The sequence below is a fragment of the Litoreibacter sp. GN1-5 genome (assembly GCF_055693805.1).
This window is the reverse complement of sequence record NZ_JBVFUP010000001.1, coordinates 1862054-1883965: the sequence shown is the minus strand read 5'-3', so window position 1 is coordinate 1883965 and position 21912 is coordinate 1862054. Positions and strand designations below refer to the sequence as shown.

At 51.3% G+C, this 21912-nt stretch carries 17 protein-coding genes; 1 reads left to right on the top strand and 16 read right to left on the bottom strand.

Annotated features, from left to right (window positions below):
* The first annotated feature begins 38 nt into the window (after window positions 1-38).
* The gene (locus tag ACZ1HF_RS09510) at window positions 39-1793 is read left to right on the top strand and encodes an ABC transporter ATP-binding protein (protein ID WP_472657262.1); all 1755 of its coding nucleotides are present in this window, start codon (window positions 39-41) and stop codon (window positions 1791-1793) included.
* 557 nt (window positions 1794-2350) lie between these two features.
* Here the strand turns inward: ACZ1HF_RS09510 and ACZ1HF_RS09505 are convergent.
* The 16 genes from ACZ1HF_RS09505 to crtA form a co-directional block, all read right to left on the bottom strand.
* A complete protein-coding gene (locus ACZ1HF_RS09505; protein ID WP_472657261.1) occupies window positions 2351-3283 on the bottom strand; it encodes a type IV pili methyl-accepting chemotaxis transducer N-terminal domain-containing protein in 933 nt (310 codons plus the stop codon).
* Between the two features lie 133 nt (window positions 3284-3416).
* Window positions 3417-5006 (bottom strand): phosphate ABC transporter substrate-binding/OmpA family protein, encoded by a 1590-nt coding sequence (locus ACZ1HF_RS09500; protein WP_472657260.1) that lies wholly within the window; start codon window positions 5004-5006, stop codon window positions 3417-3419.
* A 386-nt stretch (window positions 5007-5392) separates the two neighbouring features.
* Window positions 5393-6211, bottom strand: a complete 819-nt coding sequence (locus ACZ1HF_RS09495; RefSeq protein WP_472657259.1) for a hypothetical protein — start codon at window positions 6209-6211, stop codon at window positions 5393-5395.
* 50 nt (window positions 6212-6261) lie between these two features.
* On the bottom strand, window positions 6262-6618 hold the full coding sequence (locus tag ACZ1HF_RS09490; RefSeq protein WP_472657258.1) for a hypothetical protein: 357 nt from the start codon (window positions 6616-6618) through the stop codon (window positions 6262-6264).
* Window positions 6619-6684: 66 nt separating this feature from the next.
* Window positions 6685-7689 (bottom strand): dynamin family protein, encoded by a 1005-nt coding sequence (locus ACZ1HF_RS09485; protein ID WP_472657257.1) that lies wholly within the window; start codon window positions 7687-7689, stop codon window positions 6685-6687.
* Window positions 7690-7706: 17 nt separating this feature from the next.
* Window positions 7707-9785, bottom strand: coding sequence for a dynamin family protein (locus ACZ1HF_RS09480; RefSeq protein ID WP_472657255.1), 2079 nt, complete (start codon window positions 9783-9785; stop codon window positions 7707-7709).
* A 264-nt stretch (window positions 9786-10049) separates the two neighbouring features.
* The gene (locus ACZ1HF_RS09475; RefSeq protein WP_472657254.1) at window positions 10050-11342 is read right to left on the bottom strand and encodes a GTPase; all 1293 of its coding nucleotides are present in this window, start codon (window positions 11340-11342) and stop codon (window positions 10050-10052) included.
* A gap of 220 nt (window positions 11343-11562) precedes the next feature.
* Entirely contained in the window at window positions 11563-12330 is a 768-nt protein-coding gene (locus tag ACZ1HF_RS09470; protein WP_472657252.1) for a PP2C family protein-serine/threonine phosphatase, read from the bottom strand.
* A 1-nt stretch (window position 12331) separates the two neighbouring features.
* Window positions 12332-13327, bottom strand: a complete 996-nt coding sequence (locus ACZ1HF_RS09465; RefSeq protein ID WP_472657250.1) for an FHA domain-containing protein — start codon at window positions 13325-13327, stop codon at window positions 12332-12334.
* A gap of 98 nt (window positions 13328-13425) precedes the next feature.
* Window positions 13426-16182: a serine/threonine protein kinase gene (locus ACZ1HF_RS09460; protein WP_472657249.1), complete on the bottom strand. Its 2757-nt coding sequence runs from the start codon at window positions 16180-16182 to the stop codon at window positions 13426-13428.
* A gap of 369 nt (window positions 16183-16551) precedes the next feature.
* Window positions 16552-17022 (bottom strand): 23S rRNA (pseudouridine(1915)-N(3))-methyltransferase RlmH, encoded by a 471-nt coding sequence (gene rlmH / locus ACZ1HF_RS09455; protein ID WP_472657248.1) that lies wholly within the window; start codon window positions 17020-17022, stop codon window positions 16552-16554.
* Window positions 17023-17421, bottom strand: a complete 399-nt coding sequence (gene rsfS, locus ACZ1HF_RS09450; protein WP_472657247.1) for a ribosome silencing factor — start codon at window positions 17419-17421, stop codon at window positions 17023-17025.
* 118 nt (window positions 17422-17539) lie between these two features.
* The gene (bchO, locus tag ACZ1HF_RS09445) at window positions 17540-18394 is read right to left on the bottom strand and encodes an alpha/beta fold hydrolase BchO (protein ID WP_472657246.1); all 855 of its coding nucleotides are present in this window, start codon (window positions 18392-18394) and stop codon (window positions 17540-17542) included.
* Window positions 18394-20070, bottom strand: coding sequence for a magnesium chelatase subunit D (locus ACZ1HF_RS09440; RefSeq protein ID WP_472657245.1), 1677 nt, complete (start codon window positions 20068-20070; stop codon window positions 18394-18396). The genes bchO and ACZ1HF_RS09440 overlap by 1 nt, the downstream gene beginning before the upstream one ends.
* Window positions 20067-21071 carry a magnesium chelatase ATPase subunit I gene (gene bchI, locus ACZ1HF_RS09435; protein WP_472657244.1) on the bottom strand — a complete coding sequence of 335 codons (1005 nt, stop codon included), beginning with the start codon at window positions 21069-21071 and terminating at the stop codon, window positions 20067-20069. The genes ACZ1HF_RS09440 and bchI overlap by 4 nt, the downstream gene beginning before the upstream one ends.
* Window positions 21068-21805 (bottom strand): spheroidene monooxygenase, encoded by a 738-nt coding sequence (crtA, locus tag ACZ1HF_RS09430; protein ID WP_472657243.1) that lies wholly within the window; start codon window positions 21803-21805, stop codon window positions 21068-21070. Before crtA ends, bchI begins: the two co-directional genes overlap by 4 nt.
* Window positions 21806-21912: the final 107 nt, after the last annotated feature.

Genomic DNA, 21912 nt, shown 5'->3' with positions numbered 1-21912 from the left:
ACAATCTTGGCCCATGCGCCGCAATATCAGAGCCCTAAATGGCAAAGCCTTCCCAACCACCCCAGTCTTCAGGCCAGCTCTTTGGCAGATTATGGCGTGGTTATCTGCGCAAACACTTACCATGGATCATCGTTGCATCGGTGTTTATGGTCATTGAGGGCAGCACCTTGGGTGCGCTCAGCTATATGTTGCAACCGATGTTCGATCAGGTCTTTGTCGAAGGCCGCAGCTCGGCCATCTGGTTTGTGGCCGTTGGTATATTCAGCCTGTTCGCCATCCGGGCGATTACCGGAATTATACACCGCGTAATTATGATACGGGTCAATCTGCGGGCCTCCACAGAACTTCAGGTTGATCTGCTAAGGCATAGCCTGCATCTGGATAATGCCTACCACTCCAAAACTTCACCTGGTGCGCTGATTGAAAGAGTGCAGGGGGATGCCATGGCGATCCAGTCTATGTGGAGCGCAATTTTGACCGGTGCCGCGCGGGATGTGATCTCGTTGATAATGCTTTTGGCTGTTGCAATTTGGACCGATTGGGTTTGGACGCTGGTTGCAGCGCTCGGCACGCCCTTGCTGCTACTGCCCAGCCTGGCGGTGCAGCGTTATATTCGCAGGAAAAGCATTCACCTGCGTGAAATTGCAGGTAAACGGACAACCCGGTTGGATGAAATTTTCCACGGAATCACGCCGATTAAGTTAAACCGAATGGAGCGATATCAGGTAGAGCAATTTGCAGGCCTATCGGACACTTGGATTACATCGACAGTTAAGACGACTGCAGGCCAATCGACGGTTCCGGCACTTGTCGATATTGCTGTAGGCTTCGGGTTCTTCTGTGTTCTTCTTTATGGCGGGCCACAGATTATCGCGGGTGAGAAAAGCTTGGGACAGTTCATGAGCTTCTTCACAGCCATGTCATTGGCTTTTCAGCCTTTGCGTCGGCTTGGGAATGTAGCGGGCTATTGGCAAATGATGCAGGCCAGTTTGGGCAGGATTTTTGACTTGCTGGATACAGAACCAATGGTGCGCGAGACGATGAAACGTGATTTTGCCATGCCAGACGCGACCGATATCCGGTTTGATGCCATCAGCCTTGCTTATGGGGATTTGCCTGTTTTACGCGATTTGAGCTTTATTGTGCCGGAAGGGAGTACAACTGCTCTGGTTGGCCAATCCGGTGCAGGGAAGAGCACTGTGTTCAACGTACTGACCCGGTTAATTGATCCGCAAGAAGGGCGGGTTACAATAGGAGGGATCAATACGCGCGATTTTGCGATTGCTGATCTTCGAAGTTTGTTTTCGGTCGTGTCTCAGGACGCTTTGTTGTTTGACGAAACGCTGCGCGAAAACATTCTGTTGGGCCGCACAGATGTGGATGAAACAAAGCTACAGGAAGTATTGGAAGCAGCCCATGTTACAGATTTCCTAGACAGTCTACCCCACGGGTTGGACAGTGCCGTTGGGCCACGCGGATCAAACCTATCGGGCGGGCAACGGCAGCGGGTGGCAATCGCGCGGGCTTTGTTGCGCGATACGCCCATTCTTTTATTGGATGAGGCAACGAGCGCTTTGGACGTACAGTCAGAAAAGCTGGTGCAAGATGCATTGGATCGCCTTTCGCAAGGGCGTACAACGCTGGTTATCGCTCACCGGTTATCAACTATACGCAATGCTGACCAGATCATCGTGATGGATGCTGGCCATGTCGCTGAACTGGGCAACCATGATGCGTTGATCAAGGAAAAGGGCATTTATGCGCAGTTGCATGGGATGCAGTTTCAAGCGTGATGATTTGGCTTGCCACTTCGTTTTGCGAACATAAGGACTGAGATGCCGAAGAGTTTTCCCGCGATGTACACGAAAAGGCGATCATCGTCGGATTATAGCGAATAGGATCAATGTCCAACCCAAAAGGGCTTGTCCATGTTCCGAGAGAGTCACCTTGCCATGAAAGGTCAATAACTTCGATAAAGTAACAGGTGAGGGCGGGCTTTGGACCACGTTTTGCAAGGGGAGATCGTCAAAAATCAGCAGATAATATCCATAATAAAATTGAGGGGAGAGCCAGACAAATAGCCAAAATAGGACCAGCGCAATGGCAGCACGTACAGAGCGGCGTCTGTTTTGGCCTAACTTACGGGATATTAGAAGGACGGCAATCGCAAGACTTGCAGATAAAATCACAAGGCCCGTTTGGGCAAGTGAGGTCAGAGTGTGAAAGCTATCGTCCTGATACATATACGCGGCCTCTCAGGTAGACTACGCGGTTAGATTACATAGATGTCTAAAATAAAAATGCCGGGCAGATAATACCCGGCACCTTGTTATTATGTAGATACGATTTCTTAACGGTTTTTGGCGAATGTTTCGTACATCCCAACTGTTGTGTTCATATCCTTCAGGATCACATCAAGCCTAAGGAGAATATCAGCTTCGACATCAAGGGATGCCGTTCCGGTTGATATTAGACCCTCAAGTTCATCTTTAACTATTTCCCAGTTGCCCCAGATACTTTTGAGTGAGGTCTCAATCTCTGGCGTAGGGGGAGGGTTTATGCCAGCGGCTTGCATACCATCACGCAACGCCAGTAGAGATGTTTCAAATGTCCCCATGGTTGACGTCAGGCCTTCAGTATTACCCAAAACAGTATTTCCGGTTTCGACTGCGCAGGCTTCCTTGGCCATTTTCTGAGATAGCATTCTCTGCCGTCCTGAAATATCGATTAGCATTGCGTCGGACTGCAGCAATTCATTGGGATTTGAGTATTGGCCTGAAATTTCTGATACCAGCAAGACAGCCAATTTCAGAAGCTCCAGATTATTCTCTGAAATATGGGCAATGCCACCATCTTTGTCTGATCCGTCCAGAACGCTTTCGGCTGCAGTTTTGAATGGTATCCATAAATCATGCAGGTTTTGGATTGCACGAATTGTTTTCGGGCGTTTTTCCTCACCAATCATACCAAGATCTTCATCGCCTTTTTCAAGGCCTGCAATGATCTTTTCAAATTCGTCGACAGCATTTCTCAGTGCTTTTCCAGCTTCATCTACGGCTATTCCCGCAGCGAAGTTACAGGCTTCGGCCGAGATACGTTGTGTTAGCATTCGTAGTTTTCCGGACAGGTTCACCCGCTCAGATGCACCTTCGGCGGGAACCTGAGCTGTAGCAACGCCCACTTGACCAGTTGCAGTTGAGAATGATGTTGCGAGTGCTATGCAAAGCACTTTTGTGAACGTGCGGGCTTTATGTCTGGCCGGCAGTATAGTTCTAAAAGGCATTTGATATTCCTTTTCTCGGCGAAGGCTCTCACACAAATGTGCGACGAACCTTTCGAGTTAACTGTTTACGCGTACGGTTAAATTTACTGAAAGGAAGGGTCATAGATGCCAGTTCTATGACCCTTATCTGCGCTTAGCCGTTATTGCGAACCCAGATTTCAACCCGGCGATTGATGCGGCGTCCGTCTTCGGACGTGTTGCAGGCCGATGGGGAAAGTTGACCAAAGCCCTTTGCAGCAAATTGAACATCACCCAGTCGGTCTTGCGCAAAGTCATTGATCTGACCGATCACCTGCTGTGCACGTCCGACCGATAGATTCAGGTTTGCTTCAAATGCGCCGACACTGTCGGTAAATCCAACGACAGCAACTTCAGTGCCCTGACCTTGATCTTCCAAATAGTCGACAAGACGTGCCAAATCGAGTTGGGCTTTTCTATCCAGGTTCGTGGAACCCGTTGCAAAGCGGAAAGTGGTCGACAGGCGATCATATTGCTGCATTTCTGACAGCAGATCGCGCATCACACCCAATTCGAATGTGTCGGTTGTGTTGTTGATGATGTCTTTGGCTCGGCTTCCAGATAAATCTTGGCTACGGCGTGTGATGCCCAAATCTATGAAACCAGATTTTGCAACAACACCGTCAGCGGCACTGGAAATCGAGTAGTCCAAGAAAGACTGTATATCGTCTGTCAGATTGTCAGCGCGGTTATAGAGGTACAGGCGTCGTTGAAGTGCGTATTCTTCCGTTTTGGCCGAGAATGGATCTGCTTGCGCTGTGATACCGCATTCGTTAATCAGGTTCAGGGCTTTTGCACCCCGCTGGAATGAATAGCCAACAAATCCTACTCCGCCCGGGTCAGCATTCACAGCGGCGGCCATATCATTGTTCGACTCAACGATTGTTTGGTTCGATCCGGATGATGGGTCTTCTCCTTCAAAGACGCGCGTTTCAAAAACGCCACGCGTACCAGAGCTTTCCTGACGGTTGAAAACTGAAATCGGTAGATCAGGACCACCAACTTCGGACCAATTGGTTACTTCACCGCCGTAGATACGTTTCAGGTCGGTGATTGCAATGCTGTCGATCGGGTTGCTTGGGTGCACAATAGCGACAAGGCTATCAATCGCGACGATATGCTCTTGATTGATATCTACCATATTGCCAGCACCAGCAGCGCGCAGATCACGCGCTTCTTGTGGTCTGATGCGTCGTGAGGACATACCAACTTGAGCCGAAGAATCCAGAAGTGCTTTGAAGGCAGTCCCAGATGTCTTGGAATCAATGAGAATAGTTGAAAGTTCTTCTCCGAATCCGCCGTCTCCGACAAGTTTGGCCAAGACCTCACCGTCATTTCCAGTATTAGACAATTCGGCATCCGCATTCAAAAATGCAGCATAACCAGCAAGCAAGAGAGGCATAAGACCTTCACCTACTGTATCAGATCCGGCAAAGATGATGTCAGATTCTGTGGTATCAAAACTTGGACAGGCGTCACCTTCGCAGAAAACGCGGCTAGAACTGATGCGCATATCGCCCAAGGCAGTGCGGATGACATAGTTGCCATCAACAAATTCGATAAATTGCCCGCTCAGGTTTACTGTCCCATCGCTTGATTTCAGAACAACGTCTTGGGCCATCGTAACGCTGGGCGCCAAGTTTATTGCTGTAATGACCATTGCGCCAAAAGCATGGGTCTTGATGTGTTTAAGAATGCTGCTCACAGCCGTACCTCCAAAAAATTACACGCGCATTTGCGCCTTAGCAGCAAACGCTGCGCACTTCGCAAGCGAAATAAAGATTAACGCAGGGTTCTACATGCGTAAGGAAATTATCTCGTTCACTGTTTAAAGGGTATTATCAGTAAAGTGGCTTATATTATGACACTGGTATTTATTTTTGCAGATGAAACGATTGCGATACTTAGGTTAAGGATTGGCCCCTTTTGCCAATAAAATAAGGTGTCATAAAGTTTTTACAATGTACAATGGTGTGGCACCCAAGAAACAGATTTGGCTAATTTTGTGGCACTAAATAGTTAATATTGGCATGGGAGCTGCGAATCAACTGAATCGGTTCAGTGGGCTTCCCTTACGTCGCGAATCTTTGTCTATGATTCGAGTAGAGTCTTCCATAATGAAACTATGTCTTCAATTTTCATACGATCCAAGCTGATGGCGACTGTCTCAACCTCATCGCTGACATAGGCCACAGCGACGTCCATATCCCCACGTTTGGCGAAGACAATCAATTGAGGATCCGGGATTGCTGCTTCGATATCTCTTTCCAGCGCCTCCCGGGATTGGCTTTGTGATCTTGCAAACTCTTTTAACCAAGGATGTGCTTCTGTTCCTGCCTCTGTAAGAATATCGCCATCAGCCGTGATATGGATGCGCGCAATTGCAATAGCACCCGAATTTTCATACAGCCGGGCAAACAGTGTTGCAGGCTTTGCTTGTTCTGCCGTTTGGGCGGGTGTCGGCGTGTATTCTTCACAAGCCTTGCTTAGCTCGGATGCAGAATAGCCGACTTCGTCGACGCCGTGGTTCAATTTTGGCGGCTCTGAGTGAACAGCCAGATCTAACGAAAGTTCTGCAAACGCTGTCAATAACCCGGCCAGGCCACTAAGCTGTTGTTCGGCCTCATCTTCGATGCGCTTTGAGAACAGCTTACCCTCTTCAGAGACGAGGGTCTCCGGTATAGCAGACACAATCCGTAACAGCCGCCTGCCGCTTGCGTCCAGCGCCAGTGTATTTCCTTGATCCGTCGTGAATGTAAGCATGCGCGGAAGTACAGTTTCATCAATCTCGGTAATGATCGAAGCAACAATGTCTTCTGGCGTATCCGCCTTCAGTGGCCTGCTACTGCTTTTGACAGGCAGTAGCGTAGAGTCGAGCTTTTTAAGCGTCTCAATGACGGTATGTTCCATGCTCACCCTGCACCCAGAATTTCTCAGATTTTCATACCTGCTTTGTGACCCTAATCAAAGGCTTTATCAAGGGTTTGCCGAGCAGTTGTCAGGGCATTGCCGATGTCAGCCGTGCCAGTGCAGATACAACACAATACATCATCGGCTTCATTTTCCGAACGTAGGAAAATATGTAGGCTATTCTCCCCGACGATGATGGCCTCATCGACCGTGCCGTTTATCCCTGAACCGGACTTGGAAGATAGAAGTTTAGACGCAGATTTGGCAATTGCATCAAGCTTTTCCTGACGCACAGGCTCACTTGTCGCAGTGCTCAGCATGATACGACTGCCAAGGTCCACGTATCCCGCAAGCGTACAATTGGGAACTGTTTCAACTATTGAATTCAGAGCATCTTCAACTGACATGTTCACGGCCTTAGATTAACGCGTTGAAATGTCATAGCACAGCACTGAGCTTCAAGGGTAGGCGCTTTATGCGAGCCGCGATTCCTGCGACCTCGGAGGCCGCTGCCTTCCGCTACCACCTTGTTTTACCGCAACACGTCTTGGTAGAACGCCGCGCTGTGGCTCGGCGGTTTTCTGTGGCTGTTCAAGCTCATGCACCTGATTTTCTGCAGGCGTTTGCGGCTCCGCACTTGGTGCCGGGGCTGGCTCTGTTGATGCTGGCTTAGAGTGGTTGCGCAACTGCGAGGGGCGCGAGACAGATATATCGCGGTTGTAGCGATAGCGGTCCAGTAATGCTGCACGCGTTTGGCGCTTTTGTTCGACAATTTCGATCAGTCGGGTTACGAACGCATCCGCGCCGCTTGCGACCCATTTTTCATAATCATCGCCAGCACCAATTGCCTCAAGCAAAGCAACTGGATACCTGTCCTGAAAGTATTTTCCAGCTTCTCGATCAATGCGCTTCAACAGGCGCACCTTGTCTTCTTCCCGTACCAATTTGTCGGCCCGGGTCAGAAGCAAAAGGCTATTCTCGTATAATCGTTTGGGCATCGCCCCCCAAACGGCATTTTCGCTCTGCCGCCAGGCTTGGGTTGCGTGGGTGCACCAGATCACACCGTCTGCATGATGTACCGCACGTTCCCAGACTTCCGCCGGTATGTTGGGGTCAGAGATGCCTGGGGTGTCGATCAGGTCGCAAATCTCAAGTATATCCGCTTCCGTATACACTTGAATATAGCGCGTCTGAGCAACAGGAATATCATCAATATTCGACAAATCGACCGAGTGATGTTTGCCTTGAATGTCCACGCGATAAGGTTCGGACGAGCCGTACTTGAACCAGACCGGCGGGAGCTGAGTTGCTGTAACCTGCGTGGGCAGCGTATCAGTGCCCATCAAAAGGTTCATCAGCGTCGATTTCCCGGCGCTGAACTCGCCCATAAGCGCAAGACGCGGCTTGCGTTTTGCCGCCTTTTCAAGGCGCTTATAAGCTGCTTCGCTTACAGTTCGAGACGTTTTGGAATTACTCATACTACCCGGCCTTCTCTTTACGCTACCTTTATTCCTTCAAGGGTTTGCAGCACAGTCTCAGTGATATCTTTCCGCGTTTGCTGCTTGGTCAAACCAAGAGAGCTTTCAAGATCTTCTACCTGGACTTCGCTTTTCTGAGCGATAGACATCAACGTATCGCGCTGGTCATCAAGAAATGCCTTCAATGCCTCACGATTCGAGTTGAGAACCTTCTGTGCTTGCATATCCCTGAGCTCCGTTATCATGGGATTTGTTTCAGTTGCAATAAGGTCTGCAAAATTTGAAGCAAACGCCTCATAACCACGGCGGCGCTGCCACCAGCGCTTCCACCAGCCACCAGCCATATCCAGTACAATTGTTTGCCCAAGTGCGACAGGGGGCGGTACGCGTGTTGGTTGTGGCGGATCAATACGGAAGCCGTCAATTGTCAGCTTGAACTGACGCACATATAGCTGCTGTACATCGTTTGCAGCAGTAGCAAAAATCTCTTCTGTGGACTTCTGAGCGTTGCGCGCGAAAGCCTGATAAGCTGAACGTAGCAAAAGGCGCAAACCATTCGGATTGTATTGCCAGACTTCTTGCTCTCCGTAACTTTGAAGATGCTGTATCAGAGCATCCGTCGCCCGTTTCACGAAACGGTCCTGTGCCTTGGTCATGCGGTCTGTCAGGTTCGCCATCTGCTCATCACATGATTTCTCAAGCGCGGCCATGTGGCCCGCGCTGATCATGTCGAACTCGGACGCAATGACTTTCGGGTCGACCGAGGGCGGAGCATCGCCTGAAATCTGCAGAGACGCCATAGAGTTCGTCGCCCGCGCACCGTTCACAAGATTAAGGGCGGCGCTATGGACTTTAGACAGCGTACTCTTACCGGGGCCTTCAACGATCCGCTGTGCAATCGCATCATAGAGCTTTGGCAGCCCTGACAGGTTCCAGGTAAAGGCAATGGGGTCGTCATTAGCTTCCATCGCGGTCGACTCAGCCCAATTCACAAGTGCATTGCCGCTATCTTCTGTCATTTCGACAAGGCTGTTCGTCAGTGCTAGATCTGCCCAGTAGGCGCTACCGAAGATGATCTCGCAATCCTTTGGCCCATCATGTGTTTTCAGGGTGTTCCGGATACTTTTACGAATTTCAGGAACTTGTGAGCTAGGATCGGACAGCTCATCAATCCGGTTCACGAAGATAATTACCTCGCGGGCCTTTACGTTGGCAATCAGACGGATCAGCGCCATGTCCATTGTGTTCAGCGCCTGATGCGCGGACAGGACAACAACACAAATCTGTGCTTCGCGCACAGCCGCAATCGTGATCTGCTCACGCATCATAAAGGTGTCGTTAACGCCAGGCGTGTCACGCAGGCTGAAGCTCGCATTGATGTTCGGGCGTTCCAGATACAGTTCTGCAGATTTGGTGATGTCAGCAAAACGGCCCTGATTAGCGACTTCCTCGTCCACCTCTTCTTCGACTTCAACATCTTCGCTGAGGCAAACATAGCGCTTGATGAGCTCTTCATCGAAGTAGCCATAGCTATGCTCTTTGCCCAGAAGCAGCTCAAATTTCCGACCCAGCCGTTCACGGGTCTTTTTCTGCATTTCGTCGATCTGTTGCTTGACCTGCTCGAATTCCTCGCCAGCACCGATCCGGCCCGCAAGTTCACCTATACGGCCACCATTGCTGAGAAGCTTGTCCCATTCGTCGTGTTCGAAGAATTTGAATTCGGCCTTGGTGTCTTTAGACTTGGTTGCAGCGTTGATATGCAGCGTCGTAACAACTGATGTCCACGGGTTCACATCGGATGGCAGGAGCCCGGGCATGCCTGTCATGGCATTCACAAGCATCGTCTTGCCAGCCTTCACTTGCCCGATAAATGTTACGCTTGGTTGGAATGTTTCAATCTGCTGTTGCACGCGGCGGATTTTCTTGGCCCGCGCTTCATCGCTGATAGACGCGAATTCCGCCATGGATTTGTCTATTGCCGTAAACGAGCTAAGAAGCGGCGACATGCGCTTCATAGCAAAGGTCAGAAGCGGTGTTTCAAGCGCTTGCCCAACCTGAACCGGAGGCTCAGAGTAGATTTCCAGTTGTTTGTTCATGGTAGAACCCCAGTAACTTTGATCACCATTCCGGCGTGCAGACATCACAACACTTTAATACCCTCAGGCCATAGGCCAAAGCCATCTTACCTATAAAACGCAATAAGACGCTCAAATTGCGGCTTTCTTGGGACAAATTGTTATCAATTTCGCTTGTTATCGAGTCTTTTTCGGCGGTTTGACGCCATATTGCGGAGAATACATTTTTCTTTAGTGTCTATTCAACGCATTTCGAGCCTTCGAGAGAGAATCGGTTAACGGCTCTTAAGCCGCGGTTGCCCAAGTCAGATCGCGCCCGATTTGAAGCAAAACGCGAGCACTATCCGCTGCCGCCTGATCGGAGTCTTCTGATTGCATCAGGATCAATAGCTCCGATGCCTCGTCCAGTTGATCGCCGACCCAGTCCGCCTCAGAGTTGAGCAGATCGCCCTCTGACAATTTGTCCATAAGGCTTTCAAGAATGCCGCCACACTCCTGAATGAAATCTTTGTTGTCCAAAGCGTCATCTGCTTCCAGCTGTTCAATGAGCTCTTTGGTTTTTTCCGACATTAGCACAAGAAGTTCCGGCAACTCTGTTGCAAGTTCCGTCTCGTCGGATAATTCTGGCTCTGGCTCTGGCTCTGGCTCTGGCTCTGGCTCCTGTGTTTCGGTCGGGCTAGGCTCTACAGCCTTTGCGGCTTCGGCGACACGGGCCAGAATATCTGCATCAGTTGCCGGTTCTGAGCTCTCAATCTCGTTGGTCTCTACGGAATCATGATCATCGGCATCTGACGTTTCTTCTGAGATGCTCTGCCCCGCATCTGGGTTTTCAAACTTGGCCATTTCGCCCGCATATTGCGACAGCATGATCTGCGCACTGTCCAAGTCTGCCTGCCGCCCCAGCTTGGCTTGCGCAAGAAGCGTTGTAATCAAAGCCTTACCACCACTGGCTGCAAGAAGCTGTTTGTCTGCCACACTGCCGTTTGGAGTGGCCTTTATCGCCTTGGGTGTGGCGATTGGAATTAGACTATGAAAATGATCCCCGGCACGGTTTTGCAAATTAACCAGCATATTGCGCAGATCATTGGCTTGCTGAAAGGAGTCAGCAAAGGTAGAGACCAGAAAGCTGCGATCCTTGATTGTTTCTGGCATGGAATACCACAGCTTTTCTTCCATGGCAGTCCAAGGCTTTTGGCTGTGGGTACACCACAGCATGATATCCGCGCGCTCTGCCATCCAAGCTAATCGCTGTGCCATCCGGCGTGGGTCATTTGATCCGCGCAGTTCAAAGAAACCTACGTGTTTCAGTAAGGGCTTTGGCAAGGATAATTCAATATACTCAGGCTTTTCAGCAGCAGCTTCGTCTAACGCGAGACCTTCAAAAACCTTGTTATCTTTTTTCCACCATCCAGCCGCTGTCTTTGGAGTATTCGAATACGAGATCGACAGGGACGGTGTTCCCTTAGCATGTGCTGCTGCAGGCACGATATTTGTACCAACAAGGAAATTGATCAGAGTGGATTTTCCGCATCCGGGCAACCCGACCACTGCCACACGTACCGGAGATTTAAGCCGCATTCGCAGGCGACCGACGCGGCTACGTAACTTTCTGCTACTGATATCGTTTGCGTTCTCGCTTAGCTTCAAAAGCCTGGTTAGGGCCGCAACTTCGCTATCAACAGATGGAAAAACACTCATCATCCAAGTCCTTTGAGCCCAGCTCTACAGAAAAAGCGCCACAGAAATGGCTCTGCAGCGCTTTTTAACCTGTCTCAGAGGGCTCTGCCAGCCTGAAAAATCAGACGATCTTGATAATAGAGAAAGAGATATTGTCCTGATCAGGATCTTGCAGCATCAAAACAGCCGCCAGCATCTCTTCGGCGATATGTTCGCTGCGCTTTTCTCCATGTTCGACCAAAACTTCGCAAATCTCATTATTCTCCAGAAACTGGAGGCCATCACTTGATACAATAATAATATCGCCTGACTTCAGCTCGGTTGGTTGGTCCGAGCAATCAATGCGCGGGATATGAGTACCCATTAGTACCGAGGTTAGGCAACTGCGATCTGGATGCGCTTTTGCAGTCGCTTCGTCGATCTGGCCAGTTTTCACCATGATATCGATTTGCGGCGCCATTGAGTGATCTTCATTCAACTGCGTCAGAGTGCCATCGCGGAACAGATATAAAGGGCTATCCCCAATCGATATCCAATACAGCCGGTCCTCAAAGAATATGGGGGTGACAAGTGTCGATCCCATTCCTCTGTTTTCGGGCTTGTCGGATACATGTTCCTCGATGCAGCCATTCGCAGCGCGCGCAGCGCCGGTCAGAATGGTGGAAACATTATGTTCAAATGCTTTCTTGTCGCCTGAATGAAATTTCAGTTCGCTAAAAACTTCTGTCAGGACAATCTTGCTAGCTACATCGCCAGCGGCATGGCCCCCCATGCCGTCCGCAAGAACGGCATAGCCAAAGTCTGCGCCAATCGGGAAGTCCGCAACAATGGCGTCTTCCTGATAGTCCCGTGCGCCCGTATCAAGCGCTGTCGCTACGTCGTACTGCATCTTAGGCAATTGATACAACGTCAGAGGACTGTTTATCGGCCCATGTGAAGTTTTCGCCGCAGAGAGCCACGAGTTGAAGGGTCGTTTCGCCAATCCGGATAAGGTCACCATTGGTCATTTCTTCCGTACTCAAGACAGGTTTATCGTTCAAACGAACGATGTTCGATTTACCGCCGTGGCCAAGAAAGAACTTCCGTTGCTCTTCGTCGTAGGCAATTGCGGCGTGGTTACTGCGCGAGATGCTGGTATCCCCAAAATCAAGCGCAATTGCTTGGTCATCCCCACGACCGATTTGCGATACGCCAGCCAGCAGAGTATAGGATTCTCCGCAGCCTGGTCCTTCTGTTACAATGATCCAACCCACGGGGAATTTCGAACGACCCGAAGTTGGAATTGCTGTATTCTTCTCAAAAACGTCTTCTACATTGCCGTCAGAATGCTCAAACCCAAGCAGACGTGTTTTCACGCGGCCTGACCGGCGGCGCGCACGGCCAGCGGCTGGCATTGGTACGGCAACAACATTATCTTCTTCAGAAGCAGGTTGTGCTTCGGCTGCATCATCGGCCCACATGCTGTCTGAAGTGTCCGACGTATCTGCCACTGTCGGAGTGTCAGACCCTGCTGACATCAAATCATCTTCTTGGGATGCCGCCATGTGCATATCATCCACTGCGAACTCTGCAGCTTGGGGCATCTCAGGTTCTTGTGGCACCTCAGCTGTGACAATCGAGTCTGCGGCGATCATTTCGTCCAGATTTTGCGCTTCAGTTTCAACTTGATGCTCGAATGACTCGAGGATCTGTTCCTGATCCGGGACTGCAGTTTCCACAGCATTTGAGCTTGGCGCTTTGATCTTCAGCGTCGGCTTTGACGCCGTTGGATTTGCGTCCGCTTCACCCAAACCATCAGTTGAAACATCAGACATGCCATCGGCAATCCCAGCGGAGTCTTCGTCCTGCTGTGTCTTCTTCTTAACCAGCTCACGGATGAACTTCATGTTCTTTCCTCCATTGTCTGACTCATATCCAAATGACTTATGTAGTGCATTATTTCAGTCATATCTTCAGATAAATATCAAACCATCCATTATAGGGCTCAATTGCCTTCAAGTGGCATAATTGCGAGCGTCAGGTTTCCATTACGGCTTACCGCAAAATCAATGGATGTCGCATCTGTTTCAGATACTCCGCTCATGAGTTCTTCAAATGCGGTTGGCGTTTCCAGTTTTTTCTGGGTCGCGAAGTTGGAAATCACCACATCCCCGATTTGCAATCCGTTTGGCAGCGGCGTTTTGACTTCTGTTACGATTGCTTGCCAACCCTCTTCAGTCTGACGGGTGTCAACTGTAACACCCGATTCTGTTACAACACGACGAACAACCGGGATGGCGATCCGATGCGTCACGACTGAGCCATCCAGACCTTTTTCAACGTCCAACTCAGCAACAACCTGACTATCTTCTGCGATGGTTTTAGATTGTCTCAGAACATTCTGAAGCGCTTCGAAGTCAGCAACCTTAAATCCGTTTATGGATAGGATCACATCTCCACCGCCCAAGCCGTCCGTGTCTATGTCACCGCCAAAAACATTCGAAACCAGAAGAACATCTTCATCGCCTTTTGATACAGTTCTTGCGGCAAATGGCATCGTGAAAGACCAGTTAGCATTTGTAACATATTTCGAAGTGGCAAGCGCTGCAGCGGCTTGCAGTTCTTCTGCCAGTTTTTCCAACCGAGCAGCTTCTTCGATGCGTGCTTGTTCCGCGGCTTCAGCCTCGGCAGCCAGACGTGCTTCTTCTGCGGCTTTGCGTTCTGCTTCGATGCGCGCTTGTTCCGCGGCTTCAGCCTCGGCAGCCAGACGTGCTTCTTCTGCGGCTTTGCGTTCTGCTTCGATGCGCGCTTGTTCCGCGGCTTCAGCTTCGGCAGCCAGACGTGCTTCTTCTGCGGCTTTGCGTTCTGCTTCGATGCGCGCTTGTTCCGCGGCTTCAGCTTCGGCAGCCAGACGTGCTTCTTCTGCGGCTTTGCGTTCTGCTTCGATGCGCGCTGCTTGTTCCGCGGCCTCAGCTTCGGCGGCCAGACGTGCTTCTTCTGCGGCTTTGCGTTCTGCTTCGATGCGCGCTTGTTCCGCGGCTTCAGCTTCGGCAGCCAGACGTGCTTCTTCTGCAGCTTTGCGTTCTGCTTCGATGCGCGCTTGTTCCGCGGCTTCAGCTTCGGCGGCCTTTGCTTCCGCCGCAGCTTTTTCAGCCTCTAGCTCTGCAAGGGCTTTGGACAATGCGACTGGGTCAGATAATAACTCATTGTTATTATCTGTAGAATTCTCATTTACTGCAGCTTCAGTTTCATTTGCTGCAACTTCAGTCTCAGATGCTGTGTCGCTCCCTTCAGCCTGAGTATCCGGGCTTTGCGATTGATCAGTATCCGCCGGAACTTCCGGTGTCGTAATAGTAGCGGTGTCAGTCGTAGGAGTTTCGACAGGTGTATCTTCACCACCAAAGAAGAAAGCACCGCCCACAATCAAGGCAATTGCGGCAACGGAGCCTAGCAAAACAACGAGTCCCTTGCCCTTCTTCTCTTCTGCATCACCCGATGGCGCGGCCGTCCGGATAGCATCAAGTTTTACGCTATCTGTATCATCAGATGATGCGTCGCCACTAGGCTGGATAAGTTTTGGGCGTTCTGTCTTGGACGGTTCCTTAACAGTAAGTTTCTTGATTGGACTCTTAGGTTTGGTTGCAACGCGTTGCGGCTGGATAGGTGCTTTTTCTTCAGCGTTGGCGCCTTTACCAGTAACTTTTTCTTTGGCAACAAGCTCCGCTACAACAGCGTCTGTATGCTCATCATTTTCGGCGGCTTTTTTGACGGCTTCTTCGCGGGCTTTCTCGTCGATCTCGGCCAGCCATTCATGTGCGTTTTGAATACGGGCTTTCGGCAATACATTTAGGGCTTTGTCAAGCGCTTCGAGGAAACCTTCAGGATAACCTTCAATCCGCCCGGCAAGTGGCTGATAAGGGTCGGTATCTTCTGCTGCAATCGCAGCAAGACGAGCCTGGCTGTTTGGTGGTGTTTCGCCGGTAATAACATGGTGGAATGTTGCAGCAAGCGCGTAAAGATCGCTCGAATTACTCTGAACACTTCCTGCGATGTAGAATTCCTGTGGCGAATATCCGTCTTTCACAACGCGCAAAGCAGAAAGGGCACGGCTGGCCTTTGTCGCCTGCTCACGGGCGGCGCCAAAGTCGATAAGGACCGGTTCGCCTTCTTTGTTTATCAAAATGTTGTCAGGTGAGATATCGCGATGCAATACGCCGCTTTCGTGGATGAAATCGACAGCAGTCAAAACTTTATGAAGCATATCAGCGATATGCTCTTCTGTCAGTTTTTCAGCGTTTTCATCTTCAATAATTTCAAGAAGGTCACGACCATCAATATAGTCGATTGCCATATAGGCGGTGTCGTTGTCTTCAAAAACCTGATGCACACCAACGATATTAGGATGGTTCAGTTTGGACAGGCTTTTAGCTTCCTGAACAAACAGGCGGACGATGGATTTGAACTCGTTTGCATGGGCGCGCGAGCGAGCACCAACAATGGTATTGCTGCGGCGGCAGAACGATCCTGGGAAACATTCTTTGATAACCACAGGGCGATCAAGACTGTCTTTTGCGAGATATGTGATCCCGAAACCGCCGCTGTTCAGAAAACGCTCAATAGTATACTGACCCTGAAGCAACTTGGTGCCAGGTTTCAGTTCATCAGCAAAAGCCTGTTCCTCATCGTCGATGATGTCTTCTTCCTTATCATCAACAATGTCTTCGTCTTCTACTGGGTTTTCTTTTTTCGCTTCGGTTGCCATCTGACAGCCTCTCCGTGGTACAAAACTCGATTGTGGACGACTGAGGGATAATACGTTCCATTTTTAGCTCAAATGCAGCTCTTTTGTAGTTAATTGCATGGCTAAATTATGGCAGACCTTACTTGACTAGACTTTTAAGCCTGTTTTTCGGAAACAATCCAATTCGTCCGTTACTAGATTTCGATGCCTATGGCACCTCGGATGCTAAATCAACTATGAACTGTTCTGTAAAAAGAATCGATTTACATGGCACTCAATTGCAACAACATCTTAACATTGTGTAAATGAGCATGAATTCCAAGCAATTCGCATGTTCTTTGGTCGATTTAACTCAATAGGTGCGTTAATGGTTGGCCTTCATGACTTGTATCATTCCCGATGGTATGGACCATTCATCAGAATTGATGCGGCACGGTACAATTGTTCACATAATAGGACGCGGGCCAGCATATGGGGCCACACCATTGGACCAAGGGACAGTGAGTACTCAGCCTTCGCCCGCAACTCCGGGGCGATGCCATCTGCGCCACCGATAATAAAACAAACGTCCTGTCTGCCTGAATCACGCCAACCAGTCAGCATTTCTGCATAGGCAGTGGACTTTAGCATCTTACCGCGTTCATCCAGTGTACAGATCAGGCTACCCTTTGGAATGGTGCGCTCCAGAAGCTTGGCCTCGCCCGCCACTCCACCGCCCTTTTTATCCTCAACTTCGATCATTGCGGCAGGCCCGAGTGCAATCGGGCGGCCTGTTCGATCAAACCGTGTCAGATAATCGGTGACAAGCTCATGCTCTGGCCCCGCCCGCAGACGACCAACAGCGCAGATATGAACGCGCATTTAGATGTCAGCGGCAGTGTTGCCGGGGGATAGCCACATTTTTTCGAGCTGATAAAATTCGCGCACTTCGGGCCGGAAAACATGGATGACCACATCACCAGTATCGATCAGAACCCAATCGCCCTGAGATTTACCTTCAATTTTGGCAATACGCCCAAAAGTCTGCTTCACGCTGTCGATCAGCTTTTCTGCCAACGCAGAGACCTGCCGCGTCGAACGGCCTGAACAGATCACCATATAATCGGCAATCTCGGAACGTCCGCGCAAATCGATTTGCACGATCTCTTCAGCTTTCTCAGTTGTCAGAGTGTTTACGATATGGCCCAGCAGTTCTTCGCTGGTGCCAACGTCCTTTGCCTTAGCCGTTGCGGCATTAGGGGTGGTATCATTCTGTACCACGTTTGCATGTTGAGACAGTGCTCAAACCTCCTTTGCGACGCGTCAATCATAGCCCTGACGCCGAGCATACCAAAAGATAACATCTGCAACGTGAAATCTCAATGTGATAGCGCTGTTTTTACTGCAATTCTGTTGTAATGGCGTCGATTACCAGATCCGGAGCCTCTTCATGCAGTAGGTGACCATACCCCTTAATAGCGTTGACTTTCGCGTTTTGCATATGGGCCGCAGCTTTGAAAGATGTCTCTGGCGGTACGGCGCTATCCTTGTCGCCGGTCAGGAATAGCACCTGTTGTTCAAGCTTCGGAAGTTCGGCCAGAAGGCGGTCCAGCGACCATTGTGCCATCATCGATAAGGTCGCGTCCACGTGATCCCGCTCTGAAATAAGCGCCTGATACTGCGCCAAACCTTCCGGTTCGATCTGGCTACCTGTGGAACGAATTAGCCCTTCCACCCGTCTGGGCGATGAACTGGCCATAGAAAACAGTGATGCAGTCAGAGGGTTCATCGCAAGAAATTTCGCTAAGACCGGAAAGAGGATCCCGGCAACCCCTTTGAAATGACCCAATGCCCCATTGATCGAGACAATGCGGCTTGCATTTGGCAGGCTATCGAGCCCCATACGAAGTGCGATGGCAGCCCCTGCGGAATGCCCGATGACGATATCTGGCACGAGGTTTAAACTCTTTATCAGGTTGGTAATGTCTTCGGCCATTCCATCCAACCCACAGCGGCTTTTGCTACCTAGCTGGGTAAAGCCTTGTCCTGGCAGGTCGATAGCAATCACGTGATGGCTCTGTGCAAGTTTTGGAAAGATATCTCGCCAGCTATGGGTTGAAGCTCCGGCGCCGTGCAGTAGAAGCACTGTCTGACCTTGCCCGTCTTCCTGCACATGCCAGATGTGTGGCAAACAATCGACAAATCGGCTTTTGGAAGCATTAGGCCAGTCGTCTTTGTGGTCTGCCCACCTCATTATTCCAACGCAGCTTCGATAGCCTGACTGACCTGCCGCGCATCTGCGCGGGGCAGGGGCATGTAATGTCCGGACAGCTCGTGTGCCAGCGTTTCAAGTGTGGATTGGGGGCGCATTCCAGTATCGATAATCAGCGCAGGTATGTTTTGCGCGCGGATCATGCGCGCCATGGTCTTGGCATTTTCAGATGCCACCATACGATTGGCTGTGCCATCAAGCGCGATATTCGCGCGCCCGTCTGTTAGAAGCGCGAGTGTTGGAGACAGGCCTTTGCGACGTGTGGTCATGGCAAGGCCAAGTGCTGTTTGCAGCCCTGCGGCTAACGGTGTGCCGCCACCGCCGGGCAGGGCGGACAGGCGGCGCTTGGTTTGCACAAGCGAGCGTGTCGGCGGCAATAAAAGCTCGGCTTCGGTCCCTCGAAAGGCAATCAGTGCTACATGGTCCCGTCTTGCATAGGCTTCGGCCAAAAGCAGCTCAATCGCGCCTTTCGCCTCTGAGAGCCGTGCTAGTGCGGCAGAACCAGAGGCATCCACGGCAAAGATCAGTAACCGGTCGCTTTTGTCTTCGAATTGCTTCAGACGAATATCGCTTGCCCTAATATGCAGGGTGCGATCTGGCGCGAAAGCGGCTTGTTTGCGGATGGTTTGCCAAGGTGCTGCGGCGCGCAGCGTGGCGATCAGGTCAATGCGGGCAGCACCCCCGAGCCGCCCGGCGCGGGACGGTTTCGGGCGCCCGCGCCTATTGCTTTTACGCACGGCACCAGCCCCGCTGTTTGTTTGGGCGGCTTTGGTTTTCTGTCTGTCACTGAGCTTATCCAGCACGTTCTTTGGAAGCGATGCCAGAACGGACTCCTTCAGTATATCGTCAGGCGGCTTGTCACCGCTGGGGGTTTGAGATGCCTCCTGCGGGTCCGGTGTTGTTTCGGGCGTTTCGGTGTCTTCCGGCATATCCGGGATCATCGTGGCGCGGGGGGCGAAGACCAAAGCAGCAGCGCTTTTCAGATGAGCCTCGGTAACTGCGGTCTTCTGATCCAAGGCACATAATACCCGTGCAGCACGCAGCACGAAGCTGGGCGCGCGCAGGCTTGGAATACCAAAAGCCAGCGCTGTGCGCGTGACATCGCCAATCTGGGTCGCGCTTATATGAACGCGCTGCAGAATATCGCAGGCGGCTTGGATCGCAGTTAGATCAAGCTCAATATCGGGGGTGTCACGGTAGCTCAGGTTGTCCAGATCAAGATGAAAAGCCAGACGGTCCTGCAAGGCGGTGGCAATGCCTTCGTCTTCTCCTCCTTCATCAAGCGCGATCAGACAGTGACCATGGTTGCTATCCAGTGCCAAAGCCAGCTTCGCACTAAAGTCTGGGAGGCATCGTTCAGCCATACTCAGCAGAAGCGTTTTGTCATAACCGCTTGTCACCCCATCAGCCCAAACGCTATGGCCACTGTCCAGTGTCGCGGTCAGATCCAACCCGCCAAAAAGCTGCTCATCTGAGAGCTGTGGGTGGATACGCTTCAAAACGCGGGTGTCCAGAGCAGGTGCCAGCGCAGATAAGAAACGATCCCGCACTGGCCCTGCGCGGGCGCGCGCCCAGATGCCACCCAAACCGCGCGGATCAACCGCCAACAGGGTCAGAGCCAGTGTGGCTCTTTGCCAATCTGGCGGGCCTTCTGTCACGCCAGAACCTCATCGACTGCGCGCTGTACCCGTGCGGTTGAACCGGCTTCGTCCAATGGGTCGCGGCGCAGGCGATGACGCAGGGAGGAGGGCGCGATGTCGCGCACATGGCGGCGCGTTACTTCTGGTTCACCTTTATAAGCCGCTAAGGCGCGTGCTGCGCGCAATAACGTCAATTCTCCGCGCACACCGTCAGAACCAAGCTGCGTGCAGAGCCGTGCACAATCGCCCAGAATGTCGTCGCATGCCTTAACTGCGGGCAGTGCGTCCCGCCCGGTCAGAATTTTCTTGCGTAACTTGGTGTCCTGTGCTCGCCAACGCTTGAGAAACGCTTTGGTGTCGGTCTCATAGGCATCACGGCGACGGATTACTTCGACCCGTGCTTCGATGTCGCTTGGGGTAGACACCTCGACGGACAGGCCGAACCTGTCTAACAATTGTGGACGCAACTCCCCCTCTTCGGGGTTGCCAGAGCCGATCAACACAAATTTTGCCGGATGGCGTATCGACAGGCCCTCACGCTCTACCACGTTTTCGCCTGAAACGGCGACGTCCAGTAGCAGGTCAACGATGTGATCTTCCAGCAGATTGACCTCGTCAATATAAAGGTATCCGCGATGAGCGCGGGCCAGAAGCCCCGGTTCAAACCGTTTTTCCCCATGTGTCAGTGCCTTCTCGATATCCAGCGCACCAACGACCCTGTCCTCGGTCACGCCAAGTGGCAGATCGACCACCGGGGTAGGGCGGTTGACCTGTTTGGTGTTTTTCAACCCGTCGGGGGCGGGGCAATCTGCCAGAGTTATGCTGTTATAGGGACAGTCAGCGACAACCTTGATCTCGGGCAACAGCGCAGCCAACGCGCGCACAGCGGTAGATTTGCCGGTTCCACGGTCACCAAACACCAGTACCCCGCCAATAGTGGGGTCAATTGCCGTCAGCACCATGGCGCGCTTCATTTCTTCCTGACCCACAATGGCAGAAAACGGGAAGGGTTGCGTCATATAAGTTCCTTTTGGTCGTAAAGGTGGGCCAGTGGGTTTGCGCCGTTCCAGCTGCCAGTGCTGCCAGTTATATTGAACCGAGCATAAAGTTCTTCGGAAAACCAGTCCCCTGTGCGCACAGCCTTGATTGCCCGTGCATGGGGGCCGTCCTTGCGCGCAAACTTGGCCATGCTCTGTGCGTCTGGCCATATCGAGAATGTCATTTGATGCAACCATGGCACTTCGCCCACGCCAATCTTGAAGATCACATTTGGATCATCGCCAATCACGTCGCTGATCGCCGGCACACGCTGCCAGAATTTCAGGGCGATGCGCGGCTTGATCGTGGCGCGGGTCAAAGCCGCTAACGCACCATCTTCGGATGCTTGAGTGGCTACAAACGGAGCCTGCCCCGACCAACTTCCGCGGGTTGATGTAGCCGTCAGAAAAACCGTCCATGCCTCAACTGCTTTTGCCCGGTATTGCTGGAAGATAGGCGCGGTTTCGATCTGCGTTTTGGCGTATTCTGCGTCAGACCACGTCGCAAGAATAGCATAAACATGCGTATTCGGAATTGGTGTGAAGCCTTCCCCCGTACCGCTGCCAAGCAGCTTCCAGAACCCTATGCCGGGCATGCGTTGCAAAGACAATCGTGCTGCGCCCATTTGCGTCAAAGCCCAGAGGCGCGCAGAGCCGGATGAAAACCGGAAAAAGCTAAGGCTTACTGTTTGTATGGCGACTCTCCCGATTGCCATGTGTAAATAAATATTTACATAAATTAGCCTAATTGTAGGCGTATTCTGTTGGTATTATCTAAAATTTTATAAGTGTTGTAAACTATAGTGTACACATATAGGCTTTT

Bases quoted from the DNA above. Each gene is read 5' to 3' on its own strand.
- ACZ1HF_RS09470 (WP_472657252.1), bottom strand. From the start codon at position 12,330: ATGCAGTACGACGTAGCGACAGCGCTTGATACGGGCGCACGGGACTAT.
- ACZ1HF_RS09465 (WP_472657250.1), bottom strand. From the start codon at position 13,327: ATGAAGTTCATCCGTGAGCTGGTTAAGAAGAAGACACAGCAGGACGAA.
- ACZ1HF_RS09485 (WP_472657257.1), bottom strand. From the start codon at position 7,689: ATGAGTAATTCCAAAACGTCTCGAACTGTAAGCGAAGCAGCTTATAAG.
- bchO (WP_472657246.1), bottom strand. From the start codon at position 18,394: ATGAGGTGGGCAGACCACAAAGACGACTGGCCTAATGCTTCCAAAAGC.
- crtA (WP_472657243.1), bottom strand. From the start codon at position 21,805: ATGGCAATCGGGAGAGTCGCCATACAAACAGTAAGCCTTAGCTTTTTC.
- bchI (WP_472657244.1), bottom strand. From the start codon at position 21,071: ATGACGCAACCCTTCCCGTTTTCTGCCATTGTGGGTCAGGAAGAAATG.
- ACZ1HF_RS09490 (WP_472657258.1), bottom strand. From the start codon at position 6,618: ATGTCAGTTGAAGATGCTCTGAATTCAATAGTTGAAACAGTTCCCAAT.
- ACZ1HF_RS09475 (WP_472657254.1), bottom strand. From the start codon at position 11,342: ATGCGGCTTAAATCTCCGGTACGTGTGGCAGTGGTCGGGTTGCCCGGA.
- ACZ1HF_RS09480 (WP_472657255.1), bottom strand. From the start codon at position 9,785: ATGAACAAACAACTGGAAATCTACTCTGAGCCTCCGGTTCAGGTTGGG.
- ACZ1HF_RS09505 (WP_472657261.1), bottom strand. From the start codon at position 3,283: ATGCCTTTTAGAACTATACTGCCGGCCAGACATAAAGCCCGCACGTTC.
- ACZ1HF_RS09510 (WP_472657262.1), top strand. From the start codon at position 39: ATGGCAAAGCCTTCCCAACCACCCCAGTCTTCAGGCCAGCTCTTTGGC.
- rlmH (WP_472657248.1), bottom strand. From the start codon at position 17,022: ATGCGCGTTCATATCTGCGCTGTTGGTCGTCTGCGGGCGGGGCCAGAG.
- ACZ1HF_RS09460 (WP_472657249.1), bottom strand. From the start codon at position 16,182: ATGGCAACCGAAGCGAAAAAAGAAAACCCAGTAGAAGACGAAGACATT.
- ACZ1HF_RS09495 (WP_472657259.1), bottom strand. From the start codon at position 6,211: ATGGAACATACCGTCATTGAGACGCTTAAAAAGCTCGACTCTACGCTA.